Genomic DNA, 18,537 nt, shown 5'->3' on the forward strand with positions numbered 1-18,537 from the left:
ACGTCATGACGAGCGACGCCTTCATGAGTGGGACGCAGGCGCTGGTGCGGCTGATCGAGGATCAGCTGGCCGCGGACCGCAGGGCGGGCCTGGACACGGGAGCGATGGTCTCCGGGTATCCGGGGTCGCCGCTGGGCGGCTTCGACCAGGAGCTGGCCAGGAACACGCCCGAGGGCGTGGTGCACCGTCCGGGCCAGAACGAGGAGCTGGGCGCGACCGCTGTGTGGGGCAGCCAGCTCGTCCCCTCGCTGCCGAACCCGCGCAAGGCGGGCGTCCTGGGCGTCTGGTACGGCAAGGCGCCCGGCGTCGACCGGGCCGCTGACGCGTTCAGGCACGGCAACTTCGTCGGTGCGCACCCTGAGGGCGGGCTGATCGCGCTGTGCGGCGACGATCCGACCTGCAAGTCCTCCACCCTGCCCAGCGCCACGGAGAGCACGCTCGCCGCGCTCGGCATGCCGGTGATCTACCCCGGCACCGTCCAGGAGCTGCTCGACCTGGGCAGGCACGCGATCGCCGCGTCAAGGGCCAGCGGCCTGTGGGTGGCGATCAAGGCGGTGGCCAACGTGGTCGACGGCACCGCGACCGTCACCCTCGACCCCGACAGGGTCAAGCCCGTCATGCCCGAGGTGATGTGGCAGGGCAAGCCGTACCGGCACACACCGGACGCGACGCTGCTCACGCCGTACTCGCTCGACATGGAGCGCACGCTGGTCGGGCCGCGCCTGGAGCTGGCCCGCGCCTACGCCCGCGACAACAACCTCAACCAGATCACCGTGCCCGCGCCCGAGGCCGCGATCGGCGTGATCGCGGCGGGCACGGCCTACTACGACGTGCGCGAGGCGTTCGGCAAGCTCGGCCTCACCGACGAGGTCCGGCTGCTGAAGATCGGCATGCTGTGGCCGCTGGAGCCGACGGTGGTCCAGGAGTTCGCCCGCGGCCTGTCGGAGATCATCGTCGTCGAGGAGAAGGCGCCGCTGCTGGAGGGCCTGGTCAAGGACGTGCTGTACGGCACGCCCAACCCGCCCGCCGTCACCGGCAAGGCGGTGATCCCCCAGCACGGCGGCGTCGACGCCGACCTGGTCGCCAGGGTGCTGGCCGACCGCCTGTCCATCGACCTGCCGCGTCAGCGGGAGCCGCTCAAGCTGCTCGGCCCCACGCGCACGCCGTTCTTCTGCTCGGGCTGTCCGCACAACCGCTCCACCGCCGTCCCGGAGGGCTCGGTCGTGGCCGCGGGCATCGGCTGCCACACCATGGTGGTGCTCAACCCCGCCGGCAAGGGCGACCTGACGGGCCTCACGCAGATGGGCGGCGAGGGCGCGCAGTGGATCGGCCAGGCGCCGTTCACCGGCACGCGGCACATCTTCCAGAACCTCGGCGACGGCACCTTCCACCACTCGGGCTCGCTGGCCATCAGGGCCGCGGTCGGCGCGGGCGTCAACATCACCTACAAGCTGCTCTACAACAGCGCCGTCGCCATGACCGGCGGCCAGACGATCACGCCCGCGCTGTCGGTGGCGTCGCTGACCCACTGGCTGGAGCTGGAGGGCGTGCGCAAGGTGATCGTCACCACTGACGATCTGTCCCGCTACAAGGGGGTACGGCTGTCGCCGATCGCCTCCCTGCGCGAGCGCGCCGACCTCGAACAGGCGCAGAGTGAGCTGGCCGCGATCGAGGGCGTCACCGTGCTGGTCCACGACCAGCAGTGCGCGGCCGAGAAGCGGCGGCTGCGCAAGAAGGGCGACCTTCCCGACCCGGTGAAGCGGGTGGCGATCAACCAGCGGGTGTGCGAGGGCTGCGGCGACTGCGGGCAGAAGTCGGAGTGCCTGTCGGTGCTGCCGGTCGAGACGGAGTTCGGCCGCAAGACCGAGATCCACCAGTCGTCGTGCAACAAGGACTACTCGTGCCTCGAGGGCGACTGCCCGTCGTTCCTGACGATCATCCCGGGCACGAAGAAGCGCTCCGCCGTCCCCACTCCTCCTGAGATGCCGGTGCCCGACCTCCACGCGAAGGACACCACGATCAGGCTGGTCGGCATCGGCGGCACCGGCGTGGTGTCGGTCGCGCGGCTGCTCGGCAAGGCGGCACTGATGGACGGACGCCAGTCGCGCGGGCTCGACCAGACCGGCCTGGCGCAGAAGGGCGGCACCGTCGTCTCCGACATCCGCCTGTTCGACGGCGAGGAGGACAGGTCGGGCCAGGCCAGCGCCGCCTCGGTCGACGCCTACCTGGCGCTCGACGTGATCGGCGCGACCGACCCCAAGCACCTGCGCACCACCTCGCCCTCGCGCACGGTCGCGGTCGTCTCCACGCACCTGTCGCCCACCGGCGGCATGGTGCTCGACCCCGCCACGCACGTCACCGACCTCGGCCCGCAGCTGACCGCGCTGGAGGCGCGCGCCCGCTCGGTCGTGGCGCTCAACGCCGAACGGCTCGCGCAGGCGCTGTTCGGCGACCACATGCAGGCCAACACGATCGTGCTGGGCGCGGCGTGGCAGCTCGGGCTCATCCCGCTGTCGCTGACGTCGATGGAGAAGGCGCTCGGCAAGTCCGCGACCGCCTTCCACTGGGGACGCGCGGTGATCGCCGCCCCGTCGGCCGTCGACGCGCTCTTCCCCGCCACCTCGGCGCCCGAGCCGTCGGCCGAGGTGCTGCGGCAGATCGCCTTCGCCGGGGAGGGCAGCGAGCTGCACAAGCTGCTGGCCGTACGGGTGCCCGACCTGGTCGCCTACCAGAACCCCCGCTACGCGCAGCGCTACCTGGCGGCCGTCCGCGAGGTGCACGCCCTCGCACCGGGCGCGGTCGCCGAGGCCTACGCCACGCACCTGCACCGGCTGATGGCCTACAAGGACGAGTACGAGGTCGCCCGCCTCCACCTCGACCCCGCCGAGCGCGCCAGGATCGCCGCCGAGTTCGGCCCCGGCACGCGCGTCGCCTACAACCTGCACCCGCCGGTCCTGCGCGCGCTCGGGCTCAAGCGCAAGCTCAGCCTCGGCCCGTGGTTCGACCCCGCCTTCAAGGCCCTGTACGGCATGCGGACGCTGCGCGGCACCAAGCTCGACGTGTTCGGAGTGGGCGAGGTGCGCAGGGCCGAGCGGTCACTGGCCGCCGAGTACACCCGCGACGTGCTGCGCGCGCTGTCGTCGGGCGCGCCGGAGGAGAAGGTGCTCCAGCTGGCGCAACTGCCCGACGTGATCCGCGGCTACGAGCACGTCAAGCTGCGCGGCGTGGCCGACTACCGCGAGCGGGCCGCCGCGTTGCTGGAATCCACCGGCTGAACCGGTAGTCGCCCGGCTACTCTTTGTGGCCATGGTGGGCTTTCAGCATGCCGTACGGCACGCCGCCGACGTCGCGGGGATCCTCGACGATCCCGCGCGGGCCATGGCGGCGCAGGCATGGGTCGGCGGCGGCGCGCCCGCGTTCGCCGCCGAGCTCACCCGGCAGCGCGCCGCGCTCGCCGCGGCGCTGGAGGCGGCCCTGCGCAGGCTCGCGCAGGAGGGCGACGCCGTCCCCTCGCTGGGCAGGCCCGCCACCTCCATGAGCGCCGTCCACGGCTCGTTCGCCGGCGTCGAACCCGCCCAGCTGCGCCGCCTGGTCACCGGCCTCACCACCGCGGCCGGCGAGCTGCCGCGCGCGGCCCAGACCCTCGGCGCTCCCGAGGTCGCCGCGATCGGCTCGTGGTCGGCGGCCCAGGCCGACGACCTGCGCCGCCGCCTCGCCCTCATCCTGCGCGACGGCGGCACGCTCGCCCCCGCGCCCCTGGTCGCCTTCGGCCTGTACGGCGGGCACGCCCCCTCCACCGTCACCGCCCTGCTGACCGGGGCCGCCGCGGGCGACGCCGCCGCGCTCGCCCGGCTGCTCGACCTGCAGCGGCAGGCGTCCGACCCGACGCTCGCCGCCAGGGTGAGCGCATGGTGGCGCCTGCTCGACACCTCCGCCCGCGAGCAGGCCGAGAAGGCCCAGCCCGCGCTCGGACTGCTCGACGGGCTGCCCGTGACCGTCCGCGACCGGGCCAACAGGGCGCTCCTGGCCACCGAGAAGACCAGGCTCGCCGCGCTGCTCACCACCGTCGCCCCGCACCTCGCGCTCACCTGGCCGGCGGCCCTCGACAGGGTGATGCTCCAGCTCGACCATGTGAAGGTCATCGAGCAGGGGCTGGCCCAGGGCGGCAGGAACGGGCGGCCTCCGGCGTACCTGCTGTCCTTCGATCTCGACTCCCTCGGACAGGCGGCGATCTCCTTCGGCGACCCCGACGCGGCCGACCGGGTGGTGACGTACGTGCCGGGCATGAACACCAGGCTCGTGTCGTTCGGGGAGGACCTCAACAGGGCCGCGGTGCTGTGGGACCAGGCGCACTACTTCGCGCCCGGGCAGCGGATCGCCTCCATCGCGTGGCTGGGCTACCGCGCGCCGCAGGTCGACTGGTACCTGCCCGTCCCGGGGCGGAGCGTGGCCACGGACGGGGCGGCGGACAAGGGCGCCAGGACGCTGGCGTCGCTGGTGGACGGCCTGCGGGCCACGCACGCCCCTTCGGGGAAGGCGAAGCTGACGATGCTGGGACACAGCTACGGGTCGCTGGTGACGGGGAAGGCGGCGGTGCTGCGGCCGGGGAGGTTCGCGGACGAGCTGGTGTTCGTGGGGAGCCCAGGCGTGGGGGTGTGGAAGGCGGAGGAGCTGGGGGTGGCGCCGGGGAAGGTGTGGGTGGGAGAGGCGGCGGGCGATCCGGTGGGGGACTTCGCGCGCTACGGCAACGACCCAGGAGACGACAGCTTCGGCGCCCGCCGGTTCTACGTAGAGGACGGCCCGTTCTACCTAACCTTCAAAGCTCACTCGCTCTATTGGGATGACGATTCCGAATCCCTCAAGAATCTCGCCCACATAGTCAATGGTAATTATCGCAAGGTCACTTCATGACACGGATTATCGCCGTTCTCGTCCTCCTTCTGACCGGGTGTGCGGAGAAACTCACCTTGAATGAAAACGAAGCAATATCTCGCGTAGAGCGGCTCATTCGTGACACCGTGGCAGTCATCGAGCCACGGCCACGGCTTGATGCCTTTCTTCCCAGTCTGAATCGACGCTACTGCCTCGACCCGACGGATGGCGGATCGGAGGAGCGCGTCATCGTCAATCGACGGTACTACCTACGAGGAATCCCCAAGGAGCGCTTCGTCGACGTCGCGAATCGCGTGAAGGCTCACTGGCAGCAACAGGGTCACCTCATAACGGGCGTCAACGGCCTGGAGACAAGAGAACCCGATATCTCCGGACGAAGTCGCCCTGATGACTTCATCCTCTCCCTGTCGTGGACTCAAGGGGACGTTCTCGGTATCGGTGTCACCTCGACCTGCGTCTGGCCCGATGTGAAATGATCTCCGTATGACCCGAGGCACCGTCAAGTTCTGGAAGTCCGAGAAAGGCTGGGGTGCGATCTCCTCCCCCGACCTTCCTTCCGGCAAGGACGCCTTCGCCCACTTCAGCGACATCGTCGCCGAAGGTTTCCGCGAGCTCCACCCCGGCGACCACGTCGAGTTCGACGTGGTCGAACGCACCCAGGACAGCTTCGACTTCTGCGCCGAGAACGTCCGCAAGCTCTGACCGGCCACCTCGGGGTACCTAGTGCACTGGTCGGACCAGTGGATAAGGTGACGAGCATGGACTACGAGCGGTTGTTCCGGCTTGACGGACGGCGTGCGGTTGTCATCGGCGCGGGCAGCGGCATCGGCAGGGAGTCCGCGCTGGCCCTGGCCGCGCACGGGGCCGAGGTCGTGTGCGCCGACCGTGATCTGTCCTCCGCGGAGGAGACCGCACGCCTGTGTGGCGGGACGGCCGTCCGGCTCGACGTGCTCGACGGTGCGGCCGTGCGTGAGGCGGCCGACGGGCTCGGCGCGGTCGACGTGCTCGTCTTCACCGCCGCCACGAACGTCCGCAAGCGGTTGCTCGACTACTCGGCCGAGGAGTTCGAGCGCGTCGTCGACCTCAACCTGCGCGCCTCGTTCGAGGTGGTCAGGGCGTTCGGCGCGGGCATGGTGGAGCGGGGACGGGGTTCGATCATCGGGTTCGCCTCCATCAGGGCGTCGGTGACCGAGCCTGGCCAGGGCGTCTACTCGGCGACGAAGGCCGGCCTGGTGCAGTTGCTGAGGACGGCCGCCGCCGAGTTCGGCCCGCACGGCGTGCGCGTCAACGCCGTCGCCCCCGGTGTGGTCGAGACGCCGCTCACCCGGCAGATCAAGGACAATCCAGACTGGTACGGCGCCTACGCCGCCAAGTCGGCGCTCGGCAGGTGGGCGCAGGCTCCGGAGATGGCGGGCGCGGTCGTCTATCTGGCCTCCGACGCGGCGAGTTTCGTCACAGGCGCGGTCCTCTACGTCGACGGCGGCTGGACCGCGGTCGACGGCAGGTTCAACCCGCCGAACTGAGCCACGGCCCCCACCGCACGACCCAAGCCATCAGGGCACCGAACCGTCAGCGCCCCAGACCGTCAGCCCGCCAGCCAGCCGGACCCCCAGACCGTCAGGGCGCTGCCGTCAGGTCCGCCAGACCGGTAGGGGCGCTGAACGTCAGGGCACCAGACCGGCAGCGCACCAGACAACCAGACCCCAGACAGCCAGACCTCCGGACCTCCAGACCGGCAGGGCGCTGAACCGGCAGGGCGCTGAACCGGCAGGCTGCCAGACCGGCAGGGGCGCTGAGCGTCAGGACACCAGACCGGCAGCGCACCAGACTGGCAGCGCACCAGACTGGCAGCGTGCCAGACCGGCAGCGCACCAGACTGGCAGCGTGCCAGACCGGCAGCGCACCAGACTGGCAGCGTGCCAGACCGGCAGCGTGCCAGACCGGCAGGGCGCGGGATCATCACGGGGCGGGGCTCAGCCGTACCTGGATCGGGATGCCGTGGACCGTCTCGAACTCGACCACGGTCCTGCCGCCGGTGATCCGCGTCCGGCACCGGCCCGCGGCGCGCCGCCACCGGCCCGCGAGGGTCACTTTCAGCAGGTGGGGGTGGCTGGGGCTGGTCAGCCACGGCCTGGACCACGGGCTGTAGTGGCCGACGTACCTGCCCCGCTCGTACTGGTCGTGGTCGATGCCGCTGTACAGGCGCAGGTCGGGGTCGGCGACCGCGAGCACGAGGTCGTCGCCGTCCGCGCGGGTCATGAGCAGTGACGGCGTGTCGACCTCGAGGACGCGTCCGGCCAGCCGTACCCGCTCGAAGATCGCGTAGCCGGTGACGCCGGTGGCGCGGTCGCTGACCACGTGCGCGGCGTCGTCGGCCCTGAGCACCGTGTACGGCACGTCGGCCGCGAAGGCCGCCATCCGCTCGGCGGTGGTGTCGACGACCATGGCGTACTCGTAGGAGGCGGCGCGGGGCGCGGCGCCGTGCCTGATCCACGCGGTGGAGAAGTCGCCGCTGGTCGCCGCCTCGGTGGCGTTGTGGCGTGAGGCCTGGGTGGAGCGGGTGAGGCCGACGCGCTGGCCTGCGGCGAGGTAGTAGCCGATGTTCTTGTCGTCGAGTAGCCAGCGCGGTGAGAGGTCGAGCCGTTCGTAGGGGAAGGGGACGTCGGTCCCGTCGACCAGGACGCGGCCGGTCCTGGTGGTCTGGAAGAGCGTGGTCTCGGTCTCGTGGGCGTGGTCGGCGTTGCCGATCCCGGTGCCGAGCGCCACGATCCGGTCGTCGAACAGGAACACCGACTTCCTGGCCCGGTGGGTGCCCTCGTACTTGGGGTGTTCGTGGAGGTCCATGGCGAACAGGCCGTGCTGTCCGTCGATGGCGCATGAGCCGGCGAACCGGGAGTCGGTGAGCAGCATCTCCTCGATCGCCCCGGTCAGGTCGCCTTTGAGCGCGTCGAGGGGTTCGTGGATAGTGGTGGTGCCGGGCCTGCGGTTCCAGTCGTAGCCGGGCTGGGCGTAGCCGCTGTCGAGGTTGGTGCCGCGGTGCACGACCTGGATCTGGCCGTAGGTGTTGTATCGGCCGTACCAGTTGGCGCCGACGTAGATCTCGGTGGACCACAGGTAGCGGTTGTGGCCGCGGACCGTGACCTGCCATTCGCCGCGCCGGTGGACGGTGAGCGCCGCGTAGTTGAGCGCCCAGTTCCCGGTGGGCGAGGGTTCGGCGGTGACGCCTCTGGCGGCCAGTTCGGCGGCGATCTCCTGCTGCCGCGGGGTGGGCGCGGCCGGCAGGAGCCTGAGGAACGCGGCGCCGATCTCGTCGTCGATCGGGGCCAGCCACTGGTAGGGCACGATCGACAGGGCGGTGGTGCCGCTGGGGTTGCGGCCGCTGAGGGAGATCGGCCACTGCGTTCTGCCCGCGTAGACGCGCTGCATGAGCAGGGCCTTCCTCAGCCACCCGTACGCCTCGGGGCGCAGCGCGAACGCGCCGCCGTGCATCACGTAGATCAGCGGGGCGAGCCCGGACAGGCCGTCGCGAACGTAGTCGGGGAAGAAGCCGACGTGGTGGAAGGCAGTGCCGTCGATCTTGATGCCGTCCTGGATGCCGTCGGTGGGCAGCAACGCGGCGTCGAGCCAGTCGCGTAGCACCTTGAGGTAGGCGACCTGTTCGGCCTCGGTGTCGCGCAGGAGCACGGCGGCCAGCATGCCGCGGACGGTGGTGTTGAACAGGTCCATGATGGAGCCGTGGGCCATGCGGTGCTTCCAGCCGCGCAACATCCTGCCGAGCCCGGTGAGCCAGTCGAGGTCGGCGCGGACCTGCTCGAACCTGCCCGCCTCGCGGAGGGCGTCGCGCATGAGGTAGACGGAGTCGTAGTAACCGCGCATGTCGTAGCCGAGGTGATGGATCGTGCCCTGGCAGCTGCCGCGGGTCCAGCCCTGTTCGCGCAGATGGTCGACGATCTTCAGGTAGAGGGCGGCGAGCGCGGGCCGGTCGGGCGGGCTGGCCTGGTGGCCCTGCGCGATGGTCTTCATCAGGTCGGTGCAGGCGCGCAGCGTGACGGGGGCGACGAAGTCCTTCAGCTCGGCGGCGATCTCGGCGGGGTAGATCTGCGACTGGTAGGCGTGCACGGGACGGCCCATGAGCGCTTCGGTCCGCGCGGTGAGCGCGGCCACGTCGGGCTTGACCTGGGCGACGAGGTACTCGTCGTGGTAGCGGGTGACCAGCGCGCGCAGCGCCGCGCTCTCCTGCTGCGACGGCGGCTTCACCTCGGGCGTACGTGTGGCGAGCAGCCGGTCGAACAGGTGGAGGGCCTGCCAGTGCTGGTTGTCGTACTCGTCGCCCTCGGGGGCGATGCCGGGCAGCTGGTGGTCGCGGCACGGCGCGTCGGGGCGCAGCGGCACGTTCAGCATGAGCTGGTCGAGATGCAGTCTTCCGGTACGGCGGGGCGCCACGATCCGCAGCGTGTCCATGTCGGGGTGCGGCCTGCCGTGCATGTCGTAGGCGTAGCGCACCCAGGCGGTGCGCCAGCCGGAGTAGTTCAGGCGGAACTCGAACCACACGTCGGTCCTCGAACCCCTGCCGAACTCGAACCGCACGACGTCGTCGACGGGGCTCTCGTTGTGGATCCACACGCAGAAGGCGTCCACGAGGCCCTGCCACGCCTGGTCGTCGCCGAGCCGGTAGGGGTCGGGCGCCCATCGGAGCGGGGCGCGCACGGTGATGACGGCCCTCTCGGTGTGGTCCCAGCGCAGCGACTTCTGTCCGCAGACGGCGACCTGGTCGACGATGGCCAGGCCGTCGCCGGTGACGTGCGGAGGGACGGCGCTCTCCAGCAGGAACACCGGCGGGTCCATGGCCATCGCCCGCTGTTCGAGATCGGCGGTCAAGCCAGGAACCGCGGTGAAGCCAGGAGGCGCGGTGACGCCGGGAATCGCGGGGAGGGCGGGGACGAGCGCCGCGCCTTTGATGACCGTCCTGCGCGAGATATTCGCCACGATCACCATAAAACGCGAAAACTATCTTCACGTCCAGCTACGGGCGGATGATCGCCATCCGGGTGACCGTGAACTCCTCGATCGCGAACCGGGGCCCTTCACGCCCGATCCCCGAGTCCTTCACCCCGCCGTAGGGCATGTTGTCCGCCCTGAATCCCGGCACCTCGTTGACCACCACCCCGCCCGCCTCCAGCCGCTCGATCGCCGCGAACGCCGTCGCCAGCGACCGGGTGAAGACCGACAGGTGCAGGCCGTACCGCGACCTGTTGACCGTCTCGAAGGCCTCCTCCAGGCTCTCCACGGTCCGCACGCACACCACGGGGCCGAAGATCTCCTCGTCCCACGCGGCGACGCCGTCGGGCACATCGGCAAGTACGGCCGGCGCGATGGCCCGCCCCTCGCGCCCCCCGCCCGCGACCAGTTCGGCCCCGGCCGCCACCGCCTCGTCCACCCACGACAGGACCCGCGAGGTGGACCGTTCGTCGATCAGCGCCGCGACCCTCGTCTCTGGGGCGCGCGGGTCGCCGACCACGACGTCCTTCATCCGTGCGGCCAGCAGGTCGAGGAACTCCTCGCGCACCGCCCGCTCGACCACCACCCGCTGCACCGAGATGCACGCCTGGCCCGAGGCGTAGTAGCCGCCCCGCACCACCGCGTCGGCGGCGGCCTCCAGGTCGGCGTCGGCCGCCACGACGAGCGCCGCGTTCGATCCCAGCTCCAGCAACACCTTGGTAGGGGCGGCGTTGCGCGCGATGGCGTGGCCGGCCGCCGCCGACCCGGTGAAGGAGACCGCGCCGATCCGCCGGTCCTCCACCAGCGCCCTGCCGACTTCGACGTCGCCGGTGATGAGCTGCACGGCCGCGTTCGGCAGCACCCCGACCGAACGCAGCAGCTCCACCAGCCCGATCGTGGCCAGCGGCGTCGAGGGGGCCGGCTTCACGATCACCGGGCACCCGGCCGCCAGCGCCGGGGCGATCTTGTGCGCGGCCAGCAGCAGCGGATAGTTGAACCCGGTGATCCCGACGACCACCCCGATCGGGCGCCTGGTCCAGAACCCGACCAACCCCTCCCCCGCGGGCAGCAGGTCCATCGGCACGGTCTCCCCGTGCAGCCTGGCGACCTCCTCGGCGGCCGTGGCCAGCGTGACGAGGGTCCTGGCGACCTCGACCCTGCAGTCGACCAGCGGTTTGCCGGTCTCCAGCACCAGCAGCCGCTCGAACTCCTCCCGGCGCGCCGCCAGCGCGTCGTGCGCGCCCATCAGCGCGGTACGGCGGGCGTGGGAGGGCGTCCTGGCCATCGCGGGAGCCACGGCGAGCGCCTCGTCGACGGCCCTTCTGGCCAGCTCCACAGTCCCGACGGGCGCGTGCGCCACCGTCGTGCCGTCGTAGGGGAAGACGATCTCGGTGCTCTCCCCGACCGGCACCCATCCGTCTCCGACCGGCAGCCCGTCCGGGAGCCCGCCTGGCAGTCCGTCCAGCTGTCCGTGCGTCATGTCCGACCCCCTCATGCTTGCTTGCGTGCGCTCGGGAACACGTCCAGGTACGCAGGCGCGCCTTGCCTGCCGGTGGCGTGCAGGACGGCGTGCGCGACCGCCCTGCTGAACACGTCGGCCGCGGCGGCGAGCACGTCGTGCAGCTCGGTGTCCTCGGGGCCCGGGCGGTCGCAGGTGGACATCGCGAAGATGGTGTCGCCGTCGACCATGGTGTGCGCGGGCCTGATCGCCCTGGCGAGCCCGTCGTGCGCGACTCCGGCCAGTTTGCCGCACTGGGCCTTGGACAGCGTCAGGTCGGTGGCGACGACGCCGATCGTGGTGTTGAACGACGGCGCCTTGTCGGGATGCCAGCGCGCGAACTCGTCGTGGTCGGGCTCGCGGACGTCGAACTCGCCCGGCAGGCCGTACCTGGTGCCGGACAGCAGGCCGCTGCCGGGGTCGAGCACGGAGCCGACCGCGTTGACGACGGCGAGGGCGGCCACGGTGATCCCCGAGGGGAGGACGGCGCTCGCGGTGCCGATGCCGCCGGCCAGACCGCCCGCGATCGCCCCCGTCCCGGCCCCGATGGACCCGTTGAGCACCGCCGCGACCGCACCCGCGGAGTCTCCCGGCGTTTCCGAAATCTCCGGCGAGGAGGCGAGGGCGGCGTCGTAGGCCGCGGCGCCCAGGGCCCCGTCGGGGGTGGCGCGGAAGCGGCCGCCGCGCCCCAGGTCGTAGATGACGGCCGACGGCACGATCGGGACGACGCCCTCCGCCACGGGGAAGCCGACCCCCGCGTCGGCCAGGCGCTCCATGACCCCGCACGCCGCGCTCAGCCCGTAGGCGCTCCCGCCGGTCAGCACGATCGCGTGGACGCGCTCCACGAGGTTGCGCGGGTCGAGCAGCTCGGTCTCGCGGGTGCCGGGCGCGGCCCCCCGTACGTCCACCCCCGCGACGGCCCCGCCGGGCGGGGCGAGCACGACGCTCACGCCCGTCCGGTACCCGTCGCCGACGCGCTGCGCGTGCCCGACCCGCAGCCCGGCGACGTCGGCCAGCGAGTTCGTGGGCCCCGGCCTCATCGGGCGCTCCGGCGAAGAGCCAGGCGGGTCATGCCGCGCCGCCGGACAGGAAGATCCGCGCCGCCTCGGCGAAGACGCGGGTGCAGCGGACGATCTCCTCGACCTCGACGTACTCGTCGGCCTGGTGCGCGATCCACTTGCCGCCGGGGCCGTAGACCACCGAGGGGATGCCGCCCCAGTGGGTGAGCACGGTGCCGTCGGTGGATCCCGGCACGCCGCCGTACACCGGCTGCTGCCCCGTGACCGCCGTGTGCGCGGCGGCGAGGGACGTGACGACGGGGTGCGTGACGGGCACGTCGACGGGCGGCCGGTCGACCAGGATGGTGACCCTGGACTCGATGCCGTCGAAGGCGGCCAGCTCCTCCACCGTGTCGGCCACCTCCTTGTGCGCGAGCCCGGGGATGGTGCGCACGTCGACGAAGACGGAGGCGGCGGCGGGGATGACGTTGACCTGCTCGCGCGAGCCCGCCTGCACGACGGTCGGCGTCACGTACACCTCGCCGAGGTGCTCGTGCGCGGGATGGACGGCCTGCAGCTCCTCCTGGTAGGAGCGCAGGGCGACCAGCAGCGCGCCGACCGCCTGAACGGGGTTGCGCCCGTGCTGCGGCATCGCCCCGTGGGCCATCTTGCCGGTGAAGTCGACGCGCAGCCGCAGCGCCCCCTTGGCGACGGCGCAGATCTCGCCCGCCTCGGGTTCGGCGACGATGGCGGCGTCCACGTCGGCTGCCAGGTCGGAGTTCACGAAGTGGTGGGCGCCGATCATCAGCCCCTCCTCGTCGGCGAGCGCGCACACCTTGATCCGCCCGGGGAACGGTCCGGCCAGTTGCAGGGCCCTGGTGGCGTACAGGACGGCGGCCAGGCCCGACTTCATGTCGGCGCTGCCCCTGCCCCACAGCCTGCCGTCGCGGATCTCGCCGCCGAACGGGTCGACCGTCCACTCCGACAGGTCGCCCTCCGTCACCACGTCGGTGTGGCCCTCGAACATCAGCGTCGGCCCCTCACCGCCGCCGCCCTCCACGACCGCGACGACGTTCGGCCGTCCGGGCGCGGCCTCGTCGATGACGGGCTCCCAGCCCCACGAGCGCATCCTGGCGGCCACCAGTTCGGCCGCGGGCAGCTCGTTGCGCCCCTTGGCGGGGTCGTTGGTGCTGGGGATGCGGACCAGTTCCTGGGTGAACTCCACGACACCCCTGGCATCGATCTCGATCACAGCAGTCCCTCCAGAGTGGGTACGGCCCGCAGCAGCGTCCGCGTGTAGTCGTGGCTCGGCTCGGCCCAGACCTCGTCGACCAGGCCCCGTTCGACGATGGTGCCCCGGTGCATGACCGCGACGCTCTCGCAGACGTGCCGCACGACGGACAGGTCGTGCGAAACGAAGATCAGGGTGAGGCCGTGCGTGTCGATGAGGTCGGCCAGCAGGTTGAGGATCTGGCCGCGCACGGACACGTCAAGGGCGCTGACGGGCTCGTCGGCGACCAGCACCTTGGGCCGGGGCGCGAGGGCCCTGGCGATGGCGATGCGCTGCCGTTGGCCGCCGGAGAACTGGTGGGGGTAGCGGTCGGCGGCGGAGGCGGGCAGGCCGACCTCGTCCAGGAGTTCGGCGACGCGGCCCTCGACGGGGCGACCGAGGGAGACGAGCGGTTCGGCGATGATGTCGCGGACCTTCATCCTGGGGTCGAGCGAGCTCATCGGGTCCTGGAAGACGATCTGGAGGTCGTCGCGCAGGAAGCGCAGGTCGCGTTCGCGGCGGCCGACGATCTGCCGCCCGTCGAAGCTGATGGAGCCGCTCGTGGGCTGGTCGAGGCCGCACAGCAGGCGCAGCAGCGTCGACTTGCCCGAGCCCGACTCGCCGACCAGGCCGAAGCGCTCGCCGCGCCGTACGTCGAGGGAGACGCCGCGCAGGGCGTGCACCTCGGGCTTGAACAGCGAGGTGCGGTAGACCCTGGTGAGGTCGCGGGCCTCAATCACGGGGGTGCCAGCAGGCGTAGGCATGGCCCTCTCCTTGCAGCGTCGGCTCCTGCGAGCAGGTCGGCGTGGCGTGCGCGCACCTGTTACTGAAGACGCAACCGTCGGGGAACGCGCCCGCCGCGGGCACGGTGCCGTTGATCGTGGGCAGGCGGGTGCCGCGAGGGGTGAGTCTGGAGGCGGCGATGAGGCCCTCGGTGTAGCGGTGGCGGGGGTTGGTGAACACCTCGCGGATGGGTCCGCTCTCGACGACGCGCCCGCCGTACATGACCAGGACGCGGGAGCAGACGGAGGCGACGACGGCCAGGTCGTGGGTGATGAACAGCACGGCCGGCGCGAGCTCGGCGATCAGCTCCAGCATCTGCTTCTGCACGGTGACGTCGAGCGCGGTGGTGGGCTCGTCGCAGATGAGCAGGGAGGGCTCGTTGGCCAGGGCGATGGCGAGCATGACGCGCTGGCGCTGCCCGCCCGACAGCTGGTGGGGGTAGGCGCGGGGCGCCTCGACGCCGACGCGGCGCAGCAGGTCGAGCGTGCGGGCCCGGGCGTCGGCGCGCGGTGTGCCGTGCAGGGTCATGACCTCGGCCACCTGGGCGCCGACGCGCATGGTGGGGTTGAGCGCGGTCATCGGCTCCTGGAAGACCATCGACACCACGCGGCCGCGCAGGTCCTTGACCTGCTTGTCGGGGACGCCGACCAGCGGCTGATCCTTGAGGAGGGCAGAGCCGGCGGCGGTGACGCCCTCGGGCAGCAGGCCCATGAGCGACAGCGCGGTCAGCGACTTGCCCGAGCCCGACTCGCCGATGAGGCCGACCCGCTCGCCGTGGGCGATGTCGAACGACACCTGCCGCACCAGCTCCAGGTCGCCGGCCCGGACGGTCAGGCCCTCAACGCTCAGCACGGATCCTCCTGAGCTTGGGGTCGAGGTGGTCGCGCAGCCCGTCGCCGAGGAGGTTGAAGCCGAGAACGGCCAGCGCGATCGCCAGGCCCGGCCACAGGGCCAGGCGCGGCGTGGAGAAGAGCAGCTCCTGCGCCTCCTGCAGCATGCGGCCCCACGAGGGGGTCGGCGGCCTGGTGCCGAAGCCGAGGAAGGACAGCGCCGCCTCGGCCAGGATCGCGATGGCGAAGGAGACCGACGCCTGCACGATGAGCATGGAGCCGATGTTCGGCAGGACGTGCCGGGCGGCGATCGCGCTGCGCCGCCGCCCGGCGGCGCGGGCGGCGAGGATGTAGTCGGTAACCATCACCTGCATGGTGGCGGCGCGGGCGATGCGGGCGAAGGCGGGCACGGTGGCGATGCCGATGGCGATCATGGCGGTGAGTGTCCCTGCCCCGTAGACGGCGCCGAGCATGACGGCCAGCAGCAGCGCGGGGAAGGCGAAGACGAGGTCGTTGACCCGCATGATCAGCTCCGACAGCCACCCGTGCGGCGTCATCCCGGCGAGCATGCCGAGCGGTGTGCCGACGAGCGCGGCGATGCCGACCGCGACGATCCCGACGTACAGCGTGGTGCGCGCGCCGACCATGAGCTGGCTGAGGGTGTCGCGGCCGAACTTGTCGGTGCCGAGCAGGTAGTCGCCGCCGGGCGGGGCCAGCCGGTGGGCGGCGTCGACCAGCGTCGGATCGTGCGGCGTCCACACGAACGACACCAGCGCGGCCAGGACCGTGAGCCCGACCAGGACGGCGCCGACGATCAGGTTTCCTCTCATCGCAACCTCGGATCGAGTACGGCGTAGGCGAGGTCGACCACGAAGTTCACCAGCAGGACGGCCACGACGAGCACCATGACCACCCCCTGGACGAGCAGCAGGTCGCGCTGGGCGACGCCGTTCAGCAGCAGGTCGCCGAGGCCGGGGATGACGAAGACCCGCTCGACCACGACCGCCCCGATGAGCAGCGTGGCCAGTTGCAGCCCGAGCACCGTGACCACGGGGATGGCCGCGTTGCGCAGCCCGTGGCGCCACAGCGCGCCCATGCGCCCCCTGCCCTTGGCGCGGGCGGTGCGCAGGTAGTCCTCGCGCATGATGTCGAGGACGGCGCTACGCACGTAGCGGGTCAGCACCGCCCCCTGCACCAGCCCGAGTGACAGCCACGGCAGCAGCAGCGACTGCAACCACAGCGACGGGTCCTCGGCGAAGGGCACGTAGCCGCCCGAGGGCAGCGCCTGCGCCTGCACCGCGAAGACGAACACCAGCAGGATGCCCGCGAGGAAGGCGGGGATCGCGATGCCGACCTGGCTGAAGGCGCTGATGGCGGCGCCGAGGGGGTTGCGGTGGTGGACGGCGGCGAAGGTGCCCGCCGGGACCGCGACGACCAGCGCGATCGCCATCCCGCCGAGCACGAGCGTGAGCGTGACGCCGAAGCGCTCGGCGATCTGCGGCCCGATCGGCGCGCTGGTGACGTAGGAGGTGCCGAAGTCGCCGCCGGCCAGCCCGCCGGCCCAGTCGAAGAACTGGGCGAGCGCGGGCCGGTCGGTGCCGAACTGCCTGCGCAGCGCCTCGACCGCCTCGGGCGTGGCGTTGACGCCGAGCGCGACCTCGGCGGGGTCGCCGGGCAGCAGCGCCATGAAGGCGAAGACGACCACACCGGCGGCCGCGGTGCTCGCCAGGAGCACCGCGACCCGCTTGGCCAGGTACCAGATCACTGCTTGGTGAGGGCGGTGAAGTCGAAGGACTCGGCGATGGCATTCTTCGGCAGGCCGGTGGCGACGCTCTTCTTGGCCACGATGAGGTTCGGGAAGAGGAAGAGCCAGTCGGCCGCGGCGTCGTCGGACAGGAGCTTGGCCGCCGCCTTCAGGTCGTCCACCTGCTGCTGCTCCGACCCCTCGTCGGCGGAGGCGAGGAGCTTGCCGTACTCCGGGTTGTCGTAGTGGAAGTAGTACGACTTGTCGGCGAAAATCCCCATGTCGCGGGGTTCGACGTGGTTGATGATGGACATGTCGTAGTCGCCCTGCTTGAAGACCACGTCGAGCCAGCGGGCGGGGAACTCCAGCGGGTCGATCTCGGCGTTGATGCCGACCTGAGCGAGCTGCGACTTGACCACCTGCGCGGCGGCCACCGCGTAGGGCAGGTTGGGGATGCGCAGCTTGACGTTGTAGGTCTTGCCGCCGAGCAGCGCCTTGGCCTTGGCCACGTCGTAGGGGTAGTCGGCGGTCCTGTCCTCGTACCACGGGTCGGTGGGCGGCACCATGCTGCCGATGAGCTGGCCGCGGCCCGCCCACGCGGTGTCGAGCAGGGCCTTGTGGTCGATGGCGTGGCGGACGGCCTGCCGTACCTTCTTGTCGTTGAAGGGCGGGCGGGCGTTGTTCATCGACAGCACGACCTCGCCGTTGGTGGTGCCCTCGATGACCTGGAAGCGGCTGGTGTCGGCGAACTGGGCCAGCGACTCGGGCGCCTGCACCGCCGAGATGACGTCGATGCCGCTGGTGAGCAGCGCGTTGTTCATCGCCGTGGCGTCCTTGAAGTACTTCAGGGTGATCTGCGAGACCTGCGGCTGCGGTCCCCAGTACTTCGGGTTGGCGGTGAGCTGGATGGAGTCGCCGCGCTTCCACGAGCCGAGTTGGTAGGGGCCGGTGCCGACGGGCTTGTTGGCCAGGTCGGCGACGCCGGTGCGGCTGAACATCGCGCCGAGCCTGGTGGCCATCGAGTACAGCCAGCCGTTGCTCGGCCGCTTGAGCGTCACGACGGCGGTGGTGTCGTCCTTCTTCTCCACCTTGTCCACGACGTCCATCTGGGTCTTGATCTTCAGTTTCCAGTCGGACGTGACCCTGTCGATGGAGAAGACCACGTCGTCGGCGGTGAACGGCGCGCCGTTGGTGAAGGTGACGCCCTTGCGCAGGGTGAAGGTGTAGGTCTTGCGGTCGGCGGAGACGTCCCACTTCTCCGCCAGCAACGGCTGGATCTTGCCGTCCTGGTCCAGCTTCACCAGGCCCTCGTAGACGTTGACCAGCAGCGCCTGGGGAATGGCCGCGCCCTCGGTGGTGGTGAAGTCGAGGTTGGCCGGTTCGGCGACGAAGCCGACGGCGAGGTTGGAGGGCTGGGAGCCCGCCGTGCCGCCGGTGCGGTCGCCGGCGCTGTCGCCGCCACCGCCGCAGGCCGCACTCAGAAGGAGGCCGCCGAGGGCGACCCACATGCCAATCCGCCTCAT

At 71.4% G+C, this 18,537-nt stretch carries 14 protein-coding genes; 5 read left to right on the forward strand and 9 right to left on the reverse strand.

From position 1 onward, the window contains the following. The first annotated feature begins 5 nt into the window (after positions 1-5). Genes ACFXJ8_RS08020 through ACFXJ8_RS08040 form a run of 5 tightly spaced genes read left to right on the forward strand, consistent with a single transcriptional unit; the run spans position 6 to position 6,416 of the window. Positions 6-3,275: an indolepyruvate ferredoxin oxidoreductase family protein gene (locus ACFXJ8_RS08020; RefSeq protein WP_379643091.1), complete on the forward strand. Its 3,270-nt coding sequence runs from the start codon at positions 6-8 to the stop codon at positions 3,273-3,275. A gap of 31 nt (positions 3,276-3,306) precedes the next feature. After that, positions 3,307-4,911, forward strand: a complete 1,605-nt coding sequence (locus ACFXJ8_RS08025; RefSeq protein WP_379643092.1) for an alpha/beta hydrolase — start codon at positions 3,307-3,309, stop codon at positions 4,909-4,911. Then, positions 4,908-5,369 (forward strand): hypothetical protein, encoded by a 462-nt coding sequence (locus ACFXJ8_RS08030; RefSeq protein WP_379643093.1) that lies wholly within the window; start codon positions 4,908-4,910, stop codon positions 5,367-5,369. Before ACFXJ8_RS08025 ends, ACFXJ8_RS08030 begins: the two co-directional genes overlap by 4 nt. 7 nt (positions 5,370-5,376) lie before the next feature. Further along, positions 5,377-5,595 carry a cold-shock protein gene (locus ACFXJ8_RS08035; RefSeq protein ID WP_379643094.1) on the forward strand — a complete coding sequence of 73 codons (219 nt, stop codon included), beginning with the start codon at positions 5,377-5,379 and terminating at the stop codon, positions 5,593-5,595. Between the two features lie 56 nt (positions 5,596-5,651). Next, complete coding sequence (locus ACFXJ8_RS08040; RefSeq protein ID WP_379643095.1) at positions 5,652-6,416, forward strand: SDR family NAD(P)-dependent oxidoreductase; 765 nt, start codon at positions 5,652-5,654, stop codon at positions 6,414-6,416. Between the two features lie 436 nt (positions 6,417-6,852). Here the strand turns inward: ACFXJ8_RS08040 and ACFXJ8_RS08045 are convergent, their stop codons facing one another. From ACFXJ8_RS08045 to ACFXJ8_RS08085, 9 genes are read right to left on the reverse strand one after another with little or no spacing between them, the layout of a single operon-like run. Further along, on the reverse strand, positions 6,853-9,879 hold the full coding sequence (locus ACFXJ8_RS08045) for a chondroitinase family polysaccharide lyase (protein ID WP_379643096.1): 3,027 nt from the start codon (positions 9,877-9,879) through the stop codon (positions 6,853-6,855). A 37-nt stretch (positions 9,880-9,916) separates the two neighbouring features. Then, positions 9,917-11,371: an aldehyde dehydrogenase family protein gene (locus tag ACFXJ8_RS08050; RefSeq protein WP_379643097.1), complete on the reverse strand. Its 1,455-nt coding sequence runs from the start codon at positions 11,369-11,371 to the stop codon at positions 9,917-9,919. A gap of 11 nt (positions 11,372-11,382) precedes the next feature. Next, on the reverse strand, positions 11,383-12,429 hold the full coding sequence (locus ACFXJ8_RS08055) for a P1 family peptidase (RefSeq protein ID WP_379643098.1): 1,047 nt from the start codon (positions 12,427-12,429) through the stop codon (positions 11,383-11,385). Positions 12,430-12,457: 28 nt separating this feature from the next. After that, the gene (locus ACFXJ8_RS08060; protein ID WP_379643099.1) at positions 12,458-13,639 is read right to left on the reverse strand and encodes a M20 family metallopeptidase; all 1,182 of its coding nucleotides are present in this window, start codon (positions 13,637-13,639) and stop codon (positions 12,458-12,460) included. Beyond that, positions 13,636-14,421: an ABC transporter ATP-binding protein gene (locus ACFXJ8_RS08065; RefSeq protein WP_379643100.1), complete on the reverse strand. Its 786-nt coding sequence runs from the start codon at positions 14,419-14,421 to the stop codon at positions 13,636-13,638. Before ACFXJ8_RS08065 ends, ACFXJ8_RS08060 begins: the two co-directional genes overlap by 4 nt. Beyond that, positions 14,390-15,292 (reverse strand): ABC transporter ATP-binding protein, encoded by a 903-nt coding sequence (locus tag ACFXJ8_RS08070; protein WP_379643101.1) that lies wholly within the window; start codon positions 15,290-15,292, stop codon positions 14,390-14,392. Before ACFXJ8_RS08070 ends, ACFXJ8_RS08065 begins: the two co-directional genes overlap by 32 nt. Further along, positions 15,279-16,100: an ABC transporter permease gene (locus ACFXJ8_RS08075; RefSeq protein WP_379643102.1), complete on the reverse strand. Its 822-nt coding sequence runs from the start codon at positions 16,098-16,100 to the stop codon at positions 15,279-15,281. The genes ACFXJ8_RS08070 and ACFXJ8_RS08075 overlap by 14 nt, the downstream gene beginning before the upstream one ends. Further along, on the reverse strand, positions 16,097-17,035 hold the full coding sequence (locus ACFXJ8_RS08080; RefSeq protein ID WP_379643103.1) for an ABC transporter permease: 939 nt from the start codon (positions 17,033-17,035) through the stop codon (positions 16,097-16,099). Before ACFXJ8_RS08080 ends, ACFXJ8_RS08075 begins: the two co-directional genes overlap by 4 nt. Then, positions 17,032-18,537 carry an ABC transporter substrate-binding protein gene (locus ACFXJ8_RS08085; RefSeq protein WP_379643104.1) on the reverse strand — a complete coding sequence of 502 codons (1,506 nt, stop codon included), beginning with the start codon at positions 18,535-18,537 and terminating at the stop codon, positions 17,032-17,034. The genes ACFXJ8_RS08080 and ACFXJ8_RS08085 overlap by 4 nt, the downstream gene beginning before the upstream one ends.

Source organism: Nonomuraea sp. NPDC059194 (assembly GCF_042754765.1).
Lineage (GTDB): Bacteria > Actinomycetota > Actinomycetes > Streptosporangiales > Streptosporangiaceae > Nonomuraea.